The 14,470-nt window shown below is 64.1% G+C and carries 13 protein-coding genes; 10 read left to right on the forward strand and 3 right to left on the reverse strand.

Translation table 11 applies throughout. The features are described from left to right. The first annotated feature begins 122 nt into the window (after window positions 1–122). The 3 genes from rplJ to ACYPYD_RS11325 all read left to right on the forward strand — a co-directional run bounded on the left by rplJ (window position 123) and on the right by ACYPYD_RS11325 (window position 1,851). Window positions 123–635, forward strand: a complete 513-nt coding sequence (gene rplJ, locus ACYPYD_RS11315) for a 50S ribosomal protein L10 (protein WP_008829398.1) — start codon at window positions 123–125, stop codon at window positions 633–635. A gap of 87 nt (window positions 636–722) precedes the next feature. After that, a complete protein-coding gene (rplL, locus tag ACYPYD_RS11320) occupies window positions 723–1,097 on the forward strand; it encodes a 50S ribosomal protein L7/L12 (protein ID WP_008829397.1) in 375 nt (124 codons plus the stop codon). A 151-nt stretch (window positions 1,098–1,248) separates the two neighbouring features. Next, window positions 1,249–1,851, forward strand: a complete 603-nt coding sequence (locus ACYPYD_RS11325) for a hypothetical protein (RefSeq protein ID WP_459663202.1) — start codon at window positions 1,249–1,251, stop codon at window positions 1,849–1,851. A 94-nt stretch (window positions 1,852–1,945) separates the two neighbouring features. On the opposite strand, the gene ACYPYD_RS11330 is transcribed toward ACYPYD_RS11325, so the two are convergent. Together ACYPYD_RS11330 and ACYPYD_RS11335 are read right to left on the reverse strand one after the other, a co-directional pair. After that, window positions 1,946–2,380, reverse strand: coding sequence for a nuclear transport factor 2 family protein (locus ACYPYD_RS11330; protein ID WP_459663204.1), 435 nt, complete (start codon window positions 2,378–2,380; stop codon window positions 1,946–1,948). Next, window positions 2,377–2,799, reverse strand: coding sequence for a c-type cytochrome (locus ACYPYD_RS11335; RefSeq protein ID WP_172705011.1), 423 nt, complete (start codon window positions 2,797–2,799; stop codon window positions 2,377–2,379). The genes ACYPYD_RS11330 and ACYPYD_RS11335 overlap by 4 nt, the downstream gene beginning before the upstream one ends. Before the next feature lie 90 nt (window positions 2,800–2,889). Between ACYPYD_RS11335 and ACYPYD_RS11340 the strand changes: the two genes are divergently transcribed. The 4 genes from ACYPYD_RS11340 (at window position 2,890) to ACYPYD_RS11355 (ending at window position 7,843) form a co-directional block, all read left to right on the forward strand. After that, complete coding sequence (locus ACYPYD_RS11340; RefSeq protein WP_459663206.1) at window positions 2,890–4,308, forward strand: MATE family efflux transporter; 1,419 nt, start codon at window positions 2,890–2,892, stop codon at window positions 4,306–4,308. 176 nt (window positions 4,309–4,484) lie between these two features. Continuing rightward, window positions 4,485–4,772, forward strand: a complete 288-nt coding sequence (gene groES / locus ACYPYD_RS11345) for a co-chaperone GroES (RefSeq protein ID WP_008829392.1) — start codon at window positions 4,485–4,487, stop codon at window positions 4,770–4,772. Between the two features lie 41 nt (window positions 4,773–4,813). Beyond that, entirely contained in the window at window positions 4,814–6,457 is a 1,644-nt protein-coding gene (gene groL, locus ACYPYD_RS11350) for a chaperonin GroEL (RefSeq protein ID WP_008829391.1), read from the forward strand. Between the two features lie 324 nt (window positions 6,458–6,781). After that, window positions 6,782–7,843, forward strand: coding sequence for a serine hydrolase (locus tag ACYPYD_RS11355; RefSeq protein ID WP_211149456.1), 1,062 nt, complete (start codon window positions 6,782–6,784; stop codon window positions 7,841–7,843). A 73-nt stretch (window positions 7,844–7,916) separates the two neighbouring features. On the opposite strand, the gene ACYPYD_RS11360 is transcribed toward ACYPYD_RS11355, so the two are convergent. Continuing rightward, window positions 7,917–8,243: a hypothetical protein gene (locus ACYPYD_RS11360; RefSeq protein ID WP_036528456.1), complete on the reverse strand. Its 327-nt coding sequence runs from the start codon at window positions 8,241–8,243 to the stop codon at window positions 7,917–7,919. 200 nt (window positions 8,244–8,443) lie between these two features. Here ACYPYD_RS11360 and polA point away from each other — a divergent pair, with 200 nt between their 5' ends. The 3 genes from polA (at window position 8,444) to ACYPYD_RS11375 (ending at window position 14,411) form a co-directional block, all read left to right on the forward strand. After that, a complete protein-coding gene (gene polA, locus ACYPYD_RS11365) occupies window positions 8,444–11,287 on the forward strand; it encodes a DNA polymerase I (protein WP_459663208.1) in 2,844 nt (947 codons plus the stop codon). 177 nt (window positions 11,288–11,464) lie between these two features. Continuing rightward, on the forward strand, window positions 11,465–12,589 hold the full coding sequence (locus ACYPYD_RS11370) for a mechanosensitive ion channel family protein (protein WP_459663210.1): 1,125 nt from the start codon (window positions 11,465–11,467) through the stop codon (window positions 12,587–12,589). Window positions 12,590–13,334: 745 nt separating this feature from the next. Then, window positions 13,335–14,411 carry a type I restriction endonuclease gene (locus ACYPYD_RS11375; RefSeq protein WP_459663211.1) on the forward strand — a complete coding sequence of 359 codons (1,077 nt, stop codon included), beginning with the start codon at window positions 13,335–13,337 and terminating at the stop codon, window positions 14,409–14,411. Window positions 14,412–14,470 lie beyond the last annotated feature (59 nt).

Below are 14,470 nucleotides of genomic sequence, written 5' to 3' on the forward strand. Positions count from 1 at the left end.
TGCTTCGGCACGAGAACTCCTTCCCCTTCGACGGACTCGCCCGAGGTGCTGCAAGCGCCCCGGACAATACGTAGCCGGCTACGAGGGGTTCGCCTTTCGTAGCCATTGTGAAGGAGTATGGCATGGATCGTTCGCAGAAAGCCGAATCGGTCGCCTCGCTCAACGCGGTTTTCGCAGAGGCCGGCGCGGTGGTAGTCACCCGCAACCTCGGCATGTCGGTGGCCCAGTCCACCGCCCTGCGCGGAAAGATGCGTGATGCGGGCGCGACCTACAAGGTTGCGAAGAACCGTCTTGCCAAGCTTGCCATCGCGGACACCGACTACGTCGGTATCGGCGACTTCCTGACCGGCCCCACGGGTATCTCCTCTTCGGTGGACCCCGTTGCAGCCGCCAAGGCCGTCGTTGAATTCGCCAAGACGACCGACAAGATCGAGATCGTCGGCGGCGCGATGGGTTCGCAGGTTCTGACCCCCGAAGGTGTCAAGGCTCTCGCCTCGATGCCCTCGCTCGACGAACTGCGCGCCAAGCTCATCGGCCTCGTTCAGGCTCCGGCGACGAAGATCGCCCAGCTGCAGACCGCTCCGGCGGCCAAGCTGGCTCGCGTTTTCGCTGCCTACGCCGACAAGGCTGCCTGAGCGCTCGCTTAAGCAGAACGTTTCTTACGATTTATTCCGCCGCCGGGCATGAGGCCCACGGTGGACCACAGATCAGGAGTTATAATCATGGCCGATATCGCCAAGCTTGTTGAAGAACTGTCGCAGCTCACCGTTCTGGAAGCCGCTGACCTCGCCAAGGCTCTCGAAGAAGCATGGGGCGTCAGCGCCGCTGCTGCTGTCGCAGTTGCCCCGGCCGCTGGTGGCGCCGCTGCCGAAGCCGTTGAAGAGAAGACCGAATTCGACGTGATCCTCACCGGCGACGGTGGCAAGAAGATCAACGTCATCAAGGAAGTCCGCGCCATCACCGGTCTGGGCCTCGCTGAAGCCAAGGCTCTCGTCGAAGGCGCTCCCAAGGCCGTCAAGGAAGGCGCGACCAAGGCTGAAGCCGAAGAAATCAAGAAGAAGATCGAAGAAGCCGGCGGCACCGTCGAGCTCAAGTAATCTTCTTCCCGGTTCTTCCGGGCAGATAACGGAAAGGGCGGTGCCGCAAGGCGCCGCCCTTTTTGCGTTCCAGTCCCGTAATCCTGCGTTCAGCTTCGGGGAGGCAGCTTCGCGTCCGCAAAGGGTCGAGTCACGAAGGAGAACATCGCCAATGCGAATGCCCCCCAGGAAGTACCTCGCCGGCACTGCCGTGCTCGCCCTGCTTGGCGCCGGAGCGGCCGAGGCCGCCAGTACCCGGTTGCACACGATGAAGGTCGATGGGCCCGACGGCACCGTCGTCCACGTCCAGTACACCGGCGACGTTGCGCCCAAGGTGCAGTTCGTGCCCGCCGATGTCATGCAGCAGGCGGACATGCCGGTCATGGCCGACCCCTTCGCGCATATGGACCGGATCTCCGCGATGATGGACGCGCAAATGAACGCCATGATGCAGCGCGCGGCACTCATGCAGCAGCAGGCGGCCCGTATGCAACAGCAAGTGACGGCGGCGAGCGCGGACGGTGCTGCGATGCCGGGTCTCACGATGGTCGGCGACATGCCCAAGGGCGCGCATGTGACGTATTATTCGTCGAGCACCGATGCCAGCGGCTGCACGCGCTCGGTTTCCTACAGCTCGGACGGTTCGGGCACACAGCCGAAAATGACGCAGGCTGCGTCCGATGGCTGCGATGCGGCGAAGGCGCCTTCGCAGGCCATTCCGGCCAAGGCGGAAGCCCCGGTCGAGCAGGCCCCGCCGCCCGGCCGCAAGGTCTGACCTGAACGCGTAATTCCGCGACGTCCCCGGTCCCTTGGACGTCGATCGACCGGGCCTTGCGCCGGGACAGGCGCAAGGCCCTTTTCTTTGGCAGTCAGGCCCGGTGGAGCACGCTCGCCGGGCTGATCCACAACGTACGCGGGCGGCGGTGGACAATGCGCCAAGCCCCGTCCTCGCGGCGCAGGTGATCGCGGTAGAAGCCGTTGTGGTCGAGGCCCACGACGCTCGTCACCAGCCAATAGGTTCGTGCGGCCGCTTCATCAGGAGCGGTGAATTCGACGTGGCAGGTCGTCAGATGGTGGCTGACGAAACCCGGCGTGCCGTCTGCCGGAGCGGGGATTACTGACGGCGCGGTCATCCAGGCGCGGATCGCCTCGCGCCCTCTGATCGTCTCATGCGCCAGTTCCAGAACGCCGTCCCCAGCGAAGCAGTCCGCGTAGGCATCTGCTCGCCGCGCATCCCCGGCCTGCGCGCAGCGTGCCAGATGCTGCTGGATTTCCGCGAGCGCGATGGACTCTTCGGGCGTCACTTCAGCGTTTCGAGATAGTCGATGATCGCCTTGCGCTTCTGCGCGTCAGCCACGGGGAGGACCATCTTCGTGCCCGGGACCATTTTCATCGGCCCCTGCAGCCAGGTGTCGAGGGTCTTGCGGTCCCACGTGATGCCGGAGCCCTTCAGCGCCGGGCTGAACGCATAGCCCTCCACCTCGCCAGCCTTGGAGCCGACGATGCCGTGCAGCGTCGGGCCGATACCGTTGCGACCCGGCTCGGTCGAGTGGCATGAGCGGCACGTCGCGAAAGCCATCGGCGCCGGGTCTGTGACGGCAGCCGGCGGCGGCGCGGCGGCGGTCGGGGAAGGCGTGGGAGATGCCTGCTCGGGAGCCTTCTCTCCGCAGCCGGCAAGTGTGGCGGCAAGGGCGAGGGGGGCAAGGATCGCGATCTGTTTCATGGTATCCCGGTAATACATCGGCCGTGCCATTCAAAGCGCCGGGACGAAATCGCTTCCCCTCGTCCCGGCCAGCATCTATCGCGCGGGCCGATGCGGGAGAGAACCAGAAACCACCCCTTGCGCGAGGAACTGCGCGCCACCCTGCGCCTTGCCGGACCGCTGGCGCTTGCCAACATGCTGCAGATGGCGGTCTTCGCGATCGACGTGATCTTCGTGGCGCGGCTGGGGCAGGAGGCGCTCGCGGCGTCCAGTCTCGCCGTCGCCATCGTCGCGGTGGTGATGATGGGCCTGAACGGCGTGACCGGCGCGGTCGCCCCGTTGATAGCCGCCGAGATCGGGCGCCGCCGGAATTCCGTGCGCGAGGTGCGGCGTTCCGCCCGCATGGCGCTGTGGCTGGCACTCGGACTGGGGCTGGTGGCGGTGGGAATCTGCTTCTTCGGTGAACGGATCATGCTGCTGACCGGCCAGAGCCCTCGCATTTCGGCCATATCCGGGCACTTCATCCGCGTGATTTCGCTGGCGCTGGTGCCGATGGCGGTCGCCAATGTGCTGCGCACGTTCGTCTCGGCGCTGGGCAGGCCCGTCTTCGCCACGGTGATCACGGCGCTGTCGATCGGCGTGAATGCGCTGGGCAACTACGCGCTGGTCTTCGGTAACCTCGGCATGCCCGCGCTGGGCCTGACCGGCTCGGCGCTGGCGAGCACTATCACCGCCTGCGTTACGGTGCTGGCTTACGTCGTCGCCATCCGCAACGATCGCAACTTGCACCGCTTCCACGTGTTCGGGCGCTTCTGGCGGCCCGAATGGCAGCGCCTGCGCCAGATGCTGCGGCTGGGCCTGCCGATCTCCGCGACCCTGATCGCGGAGGGCGGGCTGTTTTCCGGCGCCGCCTTCCTGATGGGACTGGTCGGCGAGGTCGAACTGGCCGCGCACACCGTTGCGCTGCAGATCGCCGCCTTCGCCTTCCAGGTGCCTTTCGGCATAGGCCAGGCCGCGACGATCCGCGTTGGCTATCACTACGGCGCCGGGGACCGCGATGCGATCGCGCGTGCCGGATGGGTGGCGATCGCGATCGGGCTCGGTTTCGTGGGACTGTCGGCGCTGGCGATGCTGCTGATCCCGCGTACGATCATCTCCGCCTACGTCGACGTTTCCGCGCCCGCCAATGCGGCGCTGGTCGCGCTGGCGGTGCAGTATCTCTTCGTCGCTGCGATATTCCAACTGACCGACGGCGTGCAGGCAATTGCCGCAGGCGTGCTCCGCGGTGTGCAGGACACGCGGATTCCTGCCGTGATCGCCATCGTCGGCTATTGGCTGGCGGGCTTCGCGACCTCGGTAGCGCTGGGCCTGTTCACACCGCTCAGAGGCGTAGGCGTGTGGATCGGCCTCGCGGTCGGCCTGACGGTCGCGGCGATCCTGCTCCTTGGCCGCTGGCACTGGCGCGGTCGATTCGGCCTTGTGCCGGAGCGGTCGATGCCTATCTCGGCGCCGATCGTCGCGCTGTCATAGAGCGATCATCTATCGGGCGCACCAGTTCGCCGCGAAGTTGAACGGCAGATAAATTTTTCTGCGAAGGCCCCATTGACGGCCTCCGGGCACCGGACCATATCTCCGCTCATTGGCACTCTCCTTCACCGAGTGCCAAGCCCAGTTTTATATTTCGTTGGATCTAGGGAGACACCCCAATGACTTTCCGCCCGCTGCACGACCGTGTTCTCGTGCGCCGCGTTGAAGCCGAGGAAAAGACCGCCGGCGGCATCATCATCCCCGATAGCGCCAAGGAAAAGCCCGCTGAAGGCGAGATCGTCTCCGTCGGCACCGGCGCCCGCGCCGAGAACGGCACGATCACCCCGCTTGACGTCAAGGTCGGCGACCGCGTCCTGTTCGGCAAGTGGTCGGGCACCGAGGTCAAGGTCGCTGGTGAAGACCTGCTCATCATGAAGGAATCGGACATCCTCGGCGTCATCGCCTGAGCATCCGATCCTACCATCTGATTTACTGAAGGAATTCAAAAATGGCAGCCAAGGACGTAAAGTTCTCGCGCGACGCTCGTGAGCGTATTCTCGCCGGTGTCGACACCCTCGCCAATGCCGTAAAGGTGACCCTGGGCCCCAAGGGCCGCAACGTCGTCATCGAGAAGAGCTTCGGCGCACCCCGCATCACCAAGGACGGTGTTTCGGTCGCCAAGGAAATCGAACTCAAGGACAAGTTCGAGAACATGGGCGCGCAGATGCTGCGCGAAGTGGCCTCGAAGGCCAACGACAAGGCCGGTGACGGCACCACCACCGCGACCGTCCTCGCCCAGGCGATCGTTCGCGAAGGCATGAAGTCCGTTGCAGCCGGCACCAACCCGATGGACTTGAAGCGCGGCATCGACCTCGCCGTCCTCAAGGTCGTCGAGAACCTCAAGGCGCGTTCGACCCCGGTTGCCGGTTCGTCGGAAATCGCCCAGGTCGGCATCATCTCCGCCAACGGCGACGTCGAAGTCGGCGAGAAGATCGCTGAAGCCATGGAGCGCGTCGGCAAGGAAGGCGTGATCACCGTCGAGGAGGCCAAGGGTCTCGAATTCGAACTCGACGTCGTCGAAGGCATGCAGTTCGACCGCGGTTACCTGTCGCCCTACTTCGTCACCAACCCCGAGAAGATGACGGTCGAACTCGAAAACCCGTACATCCTCATCCACGAGAAGAAGCTGTCGTCGCTGCAGGCGCTGCTCCCGATCCTGGAAGCGGTCGTGCAGTCGGGCCGTCCGCTCCTCATCATCGCCGAGGACATCGAGGGTGAGGCTCTGGCCACGCTCGTCGTTAACAAGCTGCGTGGCGGCCTGAAGATCGCTGCCGTCAAGGCTCCGGGCTTCGGCGATCGCCGCAAGGCCATGCTGGGCGACATCGCCACGCTGACCGCCGGCGAGATGATCTCGGAAGACCTCGGCATCAAGCTCGAGACCGTGACCCTGGGCATGCTGGGCCAGGCCAAGAAGGTCACCATCGACAAGGACAACACCACGATCGTCGACGGCGCCGGTTCGGCCGACGAGATCAAGGGTCGCGTCGAGCAGATCCGCGCGCAAATCGAGGTCACCACCTCGGACTACGACCGCGAGAAGCTGCAGGAGCGCCTTGCTAAGCTGGCCGGCGGCGTCGCCGTCATCAAGGTCGGCGGTGCCACCGAAGTCGAGGTGAAGGAGCGCAAGGACCGCGTCGACGACGCTCTCCACGCGACCCGCGCCGCTGTCGAAGAAGGCATCGTCCCCGGTGGCGGCACCGCGCTGCTCTACGCAACGCGTGCCCTTGAGGGCCTGGCCGGCGCCAACGAAGACCAGACCCGCGGCATCGACATCGTCCGCAAGGCGATTGCCGCTCCGGTCCGTCAGATCGCCGAGAACGCCGGCAGCGACGGCGCCGTCGTCGCGGGCAAGCTGCTCGACCAGTCGGACGAAGGCATCGGCTTCAACGCTGCCACCGACGTCTACGAGAACCTGAAGGCCGCCGGCGTCATCGACCCCACCAAGGTCGTGCGCACCGCGCTGCAGGACGCCTCGTCGGTCGCCGGTCTTCTGATCACGACCGAAGCCGCGATCGTCGAGCGTGCCGACGACAAGCCTGCAATGCCGGCGATGCCCGGCGGCATGGGCGGCATGGGCGACATGGGCTTCTGATGAAGCCCTGACCCAGCGTCAGCATATCGAAGGGGCCGGGAGAGCAATCTCCCGGCCCTTTTGCTTGTTCTGGCGACGTTCGCTGCGCCCGACCCTTCGACAAGCTCAGGGTGAGCGGAGATAGTGCAGACCTCCACCCTGCTCAGGCTGAGCTTGCAGAGGTCGATCGATGCACACCGCGTAAACTTCGTTCATCTGCGTGAAAGGAAAGTGCGCATTTGGGAAATCGCCGCAAGTCCAATGCAACTCATCGCTGGACTCTGGCGTTTCGTCGCTGGAACGTTAACCGTTTGGGAATATGGACGAAGGTAGGGTGTGGGCTGCATGACCGGGGCAGACCGACTTTTCGCGCGGTGCCGCAAGGGCGCCGGACGCTTTTTCGCTGCTGCGACGATGCTCGCGGCCGTCACATCGCCGTATGTCGCGCAGGCGGAGCAGATCGATCCGCTCACCCGCCCGACCGAGCAGGTGGTGCAGGTCCAGAACAGCTTCGACGATATTTTCGGCACCGACCAGCGCGGACCGCGTACCTATAATTCTCCGTTCGGTCAGCAACTTGCCGCCGTCGCCAATGCCTCGCAGGGGCGCATCGGCGTCGCTGCGATGGACCTCGCCAGCGGCCGGATGGTCGACGTGCTGGGCGATCAGCGCTTCCCGATGGCCAGCACCAGCAAGATCGCCATCGCCGCGACTTTCCTGGAAGGCGTGGACAAGGGCAAGTGGAGCCTGTCGAGCGAATTCCCGCTGATGGTTCCGGTCGGCTCGGCGCCGTTCTCCAGCGCGATCGCACCGGTGCGGCCGGGTGAGTACATGTCTGCCACGCGCCTGATCGAGCTGATGATCACGCGCTCTAACAACTACGCAACCGACGCACTGCTGAAGGTCATCGGCGGTCCCAAGGCGGTCAATGCCTGGATCCAGCGCGCCGGGATCGACGACTGGCATATCGACCGCGACATCGCGACGCTGGTGCGCGACGATGGCGCCATCGATCCCGCCCGCGTCGTCGACAAGCGCGACAGCGCCACGCCCAAGGCCATGGTGAACCTGCTCTCGGGCATTTACCAAGGCAAGTGGCTGAGCCCGTCGAGCCGCAACGTCCTGCTCGGTGCGATGAGCCGCTGCCTGACCGGCAAGCGTCGTATTCCGGCCGGACTGCCTGCGGGGGTGGAGGTGTCCCACAAGACCGGCTCGCTCAACAACACCTCCAGTGACGTCGGCATCATCCAGACGCCCGATGGGCGGGTCTTCGCGGTTGCCATCTACGTGACCGGACAAGGCGGGCGCCCCGGGCGCGAGACGCGCATCGCCAACATCGCGCGCACGATCTACAACGGCTATCAGGCCGAAGGGCCGAACTACCCGCGCAGCGCCTCGGCGCGCTGAGCCTCCGGGCTAATGCGAAGGACACAAAAAAGGGGCCGTGAAGGCCCCTTTTCCGTTTCTTCGATCCGACAGATCAGTTGGTGTGCGGGTTGCCGTCGGTGTGATCGTCGAGTTCCTTGGCGACGTCGTTCGCGGCCTTCTCGGCGTCGGCGGCGATGTCGTCGGTGGTCTTTTCGGCGCTCTTGGCTGCGTCCTTCGCGGCGTCGGCGGTGTCGTTAGCGGCCTGCGATGCGGTGGCGCCGGCATTGCCCAGCGCATCACCTACGTCCGAGGCGGTGTCGGAGAGGTCGTCACCGGCAGACGAAGCGGCTTCGCTGGCGGCGTCCTGGGTCTTTTCCGAGCAGGCGGCCAGCGACATGGCGGCCACGGCTGCGGCGGCAACGAAAACGATCTTGCGCATATTCTATCCCTCTTTCTGCGAGTTACCCCGTCGGCGAAAACGCCGCGTGAGCCTCTTCGACGGGCTCAGACCCGTGGGTACGAGGCACACTGCGGCGTTTCAAGCGCCCGGCGAAAACACCTGCGGACATGAACGGTTCCTGTGCAGCGAAGAAATCACCGCTGCTGACGTCGCCACGACACGCTGCTAGGGGTTGCGGCATGGATTCCAAGCAGCACCTCTATCTCGTCGATGGCTCGGCCTACATCTTCCGCGCCTATCACCGCCTGCCGCCGCTCACCAACCCGGAAGGGACGCCAGTGGGCGCGGTCTACGGCTACACGACGATGCTGTGGAAGCTGGCCGAGGATCTCAATAAGGCCGACGGTCCGACCCATCTGGCGGTAATTCTCGACGCTTCCAGCCACTCGTTCCGCAACGACATCTACGCCGACTACAAGGCCAACCGCCCGCCGCCGCCCGAAGACCTTGTCCCGCAGTTTCCGCTGATCCGCGACGCGACGCGTGCGTTCTCGCTGCCTTGCATCGAGGAGCAGGGTCTTGAGGCGGACGACCTCATCGCCTCCTACGCCCGCGCTGCCACCGCGCAGGGCTGGGACGTGACGATCGTGTCCTCGGACAAGGACCTGATGCAGCTGGTCGGCAAGTGCGGGATCGGCGGCGGCTGCGTCGACATGCTGGACACGATGAAGAACCAGCGCATCGACATTCCCGAGGTGATCGAGAAGTTCGGTGTCCCGCCCGAGAAGGTGGGCGACGTGCTCGCGCTGATGGGCGATGCGGTGGACAACGTGCCCGGCGTCTACGGCGTCGGCCCCAAGACCGCGACCAAGCTGATCCAGGACTACGGCGATCTCGAATCCGCGCTGGCCGCCGCGCCGGAGATGAAGAAGTCCAAGCTGCAGGAACGCCTGATCGAGCAGGCCGAGCAGGCGCGACTGTCCAAGGTGCTGGTGACGCTGAAGGAGGACTGCACCCTCCCGATGGCGCTCGACGACTTCAAGCTCGACGCGATCCCGCCCGAGCCGCTGGCCGCGTTCCTCTCCACCCACGGCTTCACCAGCCTCTTGAAGCGCCTCGACACCGGCCACGGCAGCCCCGAGCGCGCGACGCAGCTGAACCCGGCGAAGGCGACAACCGCTGCCGCCTCCAGCCCGCTCGAAGGCGCGGCGCGCCAGCCGCTGCCCGAGTGGCCCGCGATCGATCGCGATGCCTACGAGTGCGTGACGACGGAGGCGCAGCTCGACGAGTGGATCGCGAAGGCCTTCGCCGCGCGGCTTGTCACGGTGGATACGGAGACCTCGATGCTCGATGCGATGCGGGCCGATCTGGCGGGCATCAGCCTCGCGGTCGGGCCGAACGAGGCGTGCTATATCCCGCTGGGCCATGGTGGCAGCGATATGTTCGCCGAAAAGCCCGTTCAGGTATCGCTAGGTGCCGCTGTGGCCCGCCTGAAGCCGCTGCTGGAGAGCGATGCGGTGCTCAAGGTCGGCCAGAACATCAAGTACGACCTCAACGTGCTGGCCCGCCACGGCATTGCGGTGTCGCCGATCGACGACACGATGATCGTCAGCTTCTGCCTCGACGCCGGCCGCCAGATCGAGGGCATCGGCGGCGGGCACGGCATGGACGAGCTTTCGCAGCGCCACCTTGGCCATACCACGCTGACGTTCAAGGAAATCTGCGGCACCGGCAAGAAGGCGATCCCTTTCGGCGAAGTCCCGCTCGACCGCGCGACCCAGTACGCCGCCGAGGACGCCGACGTCACCTGGCGCCTGCACTCGGCGCTCAAGCCGCGCCTCTCCTTTGAGGGCGGCACCCGCATCTACGAGCGCGTCGATCGCCCGCTGATCCCGGTCGTCGCGCAAATGGAGCGCCACGGGGTCAAGGTCGACCGCGAGAAATTGTTCGGCCTTTCCAGCCAGTTCGCCGAGGCGATCGGCGCGCTGGAAAAGGAGATCTTCGAGAAGGTCGGCCAGGAATTCACCATCGGCAGCCCCAAGCAGCTCGGCGACATCCTGTTCGACAAGCTCGGCTACAAGGGCGGCAAGAAGGGCAAGAGCGGCCAGTATTCCACCGACCAGTCGGTGCTTGAAAAGCTGGCCGCCGAGGGCGAAGTGGTCGCCACCAAGGTGCTGGAATGGCGCCAGCTTTCCAAGCTGCGCTCGACGTACACCGAGGCCCTGCAGGCCGCGATCAACCCGGAGACGGGCCGCGTCCACACCAGCTACAGCCTCGTCGGCGCGCAGACCGGGCGTCTGTCCTCGACCGATCCGAACCTGCAGAACATCCCGATCCGCACCGAGATCGGCCGCCAGATCCGCCACTGCTTCGTCGCCGAGCCGGGCAACGTCCTGCTCGCCGCCGACTATTCGCAGATCGAACTGCGCCTCGCCGCGCACATGGCCGACGTGCCCAGCCTCAAGGAAGCGTTCGCGGCGGGCGAGGACATTCACTCGCGCACGGCGATGGAGATGTTCGGCACGGTCGATCGCGACACGCGCGGCCGGGCCAAGACGATCAACTTCGCGATCCTCTACGGTATCTCGCGCTGGGGCCTCGCGGGGCGTCTGGGCACGTCCTCGGACGAGGCGCAGGCAATGATCGACCGCTATTTCGAGCGCTTCCCGGGGATTCAGCGCTACATCCACGAGACGCTGGAGAGCGTACGCGCCAAGGGCTATTCGGAGACGCTGTTCGGCCGCAAGACGTGGTTCCCGCGCGTCAATTCCAAGAACCAGGCCGAGCGCCAGGGCTCCGAGCGCGCGGCGATCAACGCGCCGATCCAGGGCACCAGCGCCGACATCATCAAGCGGGCGATGGCGCGCATGACCCCGGCGCTGGTCGAGGCGGGCCTGCCGAACGTGCGCATGCTGCTGCAGGTGCACGACGAACTCGTCTTCGAACTGCCCGAGGGCGACGTCGCGGCAGCCTCTCCGGTGATCGAGCGGGTGATGGCCGAGGCGGCGCTGCCCGCCGTGACCCTCGACGTGCCGCTGGGGATCGAGATCGGCCACGGCGAGAGTTGGGGCGCGGCGCACTGAAGGTTCTGCCCACTCCGTCCGGCTAAGGCAGCAAGCTGCCAAGCCTCCCAGCCCTTCCGCAAGCGGGAGGGCTGATCTTTGCTGCTCACCTCCCGATTGCGGGAGGGGCTGGGGGTGGGCCGGGCAAAAACCACGACTACCCGCGAAACTGCTGCACTGCAGCATCGTTTGCTCCCCATGATCGACTTTATCGAGAGCCACATCGCGGGCCTTCCGAACTGGGCCGAGAGGCCGGTGGTCGCCATCGTCGCCGCGCTGATCGGGGTGGTGCTGGCGCTGGCGATCCACACGATACTCTTCCGCGTCCTCGTCCGGGTGGCGCGGGGGAGCACCAGCGATGCCGACGACCTCGTCGTCAACCGCCTCGAACGCCCGACCCGCTGGGCCTTTCTCTCGATCGGCATGGTCATGGCTGCGCGCGAGGCTCCGGCACTCGACGCCGTATGGGACCGGCTGGCCCCGTTCGTCATGCCGCTCCTCACCGGCTGGGTGGCCATCGCGATCTTCCGCGCCTTCATCGAGGCGATGATCCTGCGCGCCGACATCACCGTCGAGAACAACCGCAACGCCCGCCGCCGCCGCACGCGCCTTGGCATTATGAGCCGCCTCGGCACCTTCCTGATCGTGTTCCTGACGATCTCGGGAATGCTGGCCTCGATCCCCGGGGTGAAGGAGATCGGCGTTACCCTGATGGCCTCGGCCGGCCTTGCCGCGCTGGCCGTCGGCGCCGCCGCGCAGCCTGCGCTGAAAGCGCTGATCGCGGGCATCCAGATGGCGATGACCGAGCCGATCTCGATCGACGACGTCATCATCCTCGACGGCGAATGGGGCCGCATCGAGGATATTCGCACCACTTACGTCGTCGTGCGCCTGTGGGACGACCGCCGCCTCGTCGTCCCCTCCAACCGCTTCCTCGAGGACACCTTCCAGAACTGGACCAAGACCACCTCGCAGCTGCTGGGCACCGTGTTCCTATACCTTGATCACGGCACCGACATCGGCCCGATCCGCGAGGAATATACCCGCCAGATCAAGGCCCACCGCCTGTTCGACCAGCGTGCCCAGATCCTTCAGGTCACTGACTGCCGCGATCAGACCCTCGAAGTGCGGCTCCTCATGAGCGCCCGCGACGGACCGACCCTGTTCGACCTGCGCTGCGAAATCCGCGAGAGCATGATGGACTGGATTCGCCGCGAAATGCCCGAAGCGCTCGCCCGTCGCCGCCAGTTGCAGGTCGCGCCGATGGAGCTTGCGGCCGCCCCTTCGATGGTGGAGGCGATGGGGAAGGGAGCCTTGAATTAAGAGGAAGGTGCGAGGGCCATCGCCCTCGCGCTCCCGTTACTGTCGTCGTCGTGCCCTGCGCTCGGGGGTGTGCAAGGTGACGCAGGTTTACACGGTTTACACGGTCCAGAGGGGAAAGTGTCACCTTGGGGCCGTTTTGGGGCCGAAAGTGTCACGTTGCAGGGCAAATGTGTCACCTTGCGCGCCCGATGTGTCACCTTGTGGTGTAACCTTGTGTGTAAAGGTGTCACCTTGTGCGGCTTGGCGCTCCTGCCGGAAGAGGGCGCCCCAGGCCAGTCCCTCGTCCCAGACCTCGGCGAACTGCGGCCCGAGCCGCGCGCGCAGGCGATAGGCCGACTGGCGAGACATCCCCACCTCCCGCGCCGCCGCCGCAACCCCTCCCGTCCGAGCCAGCGCCGCGACGAAGGCATGAACCCTCGCTCTGGTCCAACGATAGTCGGCGTTGCTCCGGCGGGGCGATCTGGGTGCGCGGGGTTGGGTCATGTCGGGGAGGGTATGACTGGGCGGGGGATGTAGGAAAGTGGAGTGCCGTGATGCTGGCATGAGGAAATGAGAAAATAGAAAACAAAGTAAATGCGAGGGCCATCGCCCTCGCGCTCCCGGGAATGTCGACGTCACTTCCCGAAGCGTGCAATGATTAAAATTCTGTAATCTATAGAAGGTCCGTAGCTCATAAGTAGTTTTGCTGGACTCACGTCGTTACAGGAGTTTAATCTTTCATTTATCAAGGCGTTGAGGGGGATTTATGGATTTGGGCACGCGCATTCTCGAACTGCAAAAGCGAACCATTGAGCATCGCGAGGTCCTGTTGACCGAGGAAGCGGCGAAAACGGCTCTGGTGATGCCCTTTTTGCAGTCGCTGGGTTACGACGTTTTTAATCCGAGCGAGGTAGTTCCTGAATTCACTGCAGACGTGGGAACCAAGAAGGGCGAAAAAGTCGATTATGCAATCTGCAACGATGGTCGTGTGACCATTCTGGTGGAATGCAAACCATCCTCGATTGAATTAAATATCAATCACGCAGCACAGTTGTTCAGATATTTCAGCGTCACCGATGCACGCCTTGCTGTTTTGACAAACGGCGTGAACTACCAGTTTTATTCTGATGTTGAAAAACCGAATAAAATGGATGATCGTCCATTCTTTACGTTCAGCATGGATGCGATCAAACCAACTGACATAAAGACGTTGGAGAAGTTTTCGAAATCAAGTTTTGACATTGAAAAGATTGTTCAGGAGGCAGGAAACCTCAAGGTTCAATCTCTTCTTCGTAAGGAAATTGAAAAGGAATTCGCTGAGCCATCAGAAGAATTTGTGCGGTTGATGGCAAGTCGGGTCCATGACGGCCGCTTGACGCCTGCCATCAAGGAAAATTTCGGACGTATGCTCGGAGCTACGATCAATTTGATAATCCGTGATCTGGTCACGGATCGTTTGTCCAACGCTCTGAATGCTTCTGCCCCGGTGATTGCTGAAGACGTTGACGGTGGGGCGGCGAATGATGTTGTCGAAGAGGGTGTGGTTACCACGCAAGAAGAGATTTCCGGTTTCCATATCGTACAAGCTATCGCCTCGCGCCTCGTAGACCCCAAGCGCGTCAACATCCGTGATGCGAAATCCTATTGTGCCATCTTGCTTGACGATAATAATCGAAAGACCGTCGCGAGGATGCATTTCAACGGCATTTCAACGAAATATCTTGGTACTTTTTCCGGTAAGGAAGAGCAGAGAAACCTGATTTCCGAACTCACGCAAATCTACCAGTTCGCGCCTCAGATCGAGGCTCGACTTCGTGAATTGGATGATAGCGTCCCTGCGTAACGGCGGGATGCGGCGCTTACGTCGCCAATTCCCGGGAGCGCGAGGGCAGTGGCCCTCGC

The sequence above is a fragment of the Novosphingobium sp. 11B genome, from assembly GCF_054589055.1.